At 34.2% G+C, this 679-nt stretch carries 1 protein-coding gene and 1 pseudogene; both read left to right on the plus strand.

Annotation, left to right across the window (positions count from 1 at the left end; translation table 11 throughout):
* A pseudogene (locus SORDD16_RS09905) lies at positions 1-281 on the plus strand (ubiquitin carboxyl-hydrolase); the annotation flags it as partial.
* Positions 271-651, plus strand: a complete 381-nt coding sequence (locus tag SORDD16_RS09910) for a hypothetical protein (RefSeq protein WP_061453290.1) — start codon at positions 271-273, stop codon at positions 649-651. The pseudogene SORDD16_RS09905 and the gene SORDD16_RS09910, both read left to right, overlap by 11 nt.
* Positions 652-679: the final 28 nt, after the last annotated feature.

The raw sequence follows: 679 nt of genomic DNA on the forward strand, positions 1-679 counted from the left end.
AGCAGGATAGGATGGCGTTGTACTTAGTTAATCATTATGAAGGAGCAAAAAAAATAGAGTTTAAAGATTATTATCAAGATAAGGTGACAGGATATCTGAGTAGCGCTGTTCAAGTAAATGAGAAATATAATATAACGATATTTTCAGCGGGTACGAACGGTAGAATATCTATAGATTATTATGATGATTTTAAATTAAAGAAATCAGAAAATAATTTGAATTTAAGTTTAAATGATATAGAAATTATTTATTATGGAGGTGACATTAAAGGTGATAAGTGAAAGAGATTACAATGAAATTGTAGATAGGGTTTATCACGTAGATTCTAAAAAAACAAAACGAAAGCCTATTAGTGAGGGAATGAATATTCTTGATGGTCAATTCAAAGTTATCACTAAACCCGTTGACAACACCTCCAATGGTATGCAGGCGATGGCGATTGCTTCTGTGGATAAAAATGGGAATGCGGATTATAGCCATGTAGTGATTGCTTATGCGGGGACGAATAAAGATGACATAAAGGATCTTGGTACGGATGTACAGTCTTTAGGGCTTGGGAGAGATAAACTACAGTCTCGTTCAGGACTAAATTCTGCGAAAGTAGTAGATTCTCAGTTTGTGACGGCGCTGGATTACGCTAATGTTAATTAAAATAGCCATTTATGTTATGCTATAAGGC

Origin of the sequence: Streptococcus oralis, assembly GCF_001578945.1 — a bacterium.
Taxonomy (GTDB): Bacteria; Bacillota; Bacilli; order Lactobacillales; family Streptococcaceae; genus Streptococcus; species Streptococcus oralis_Q.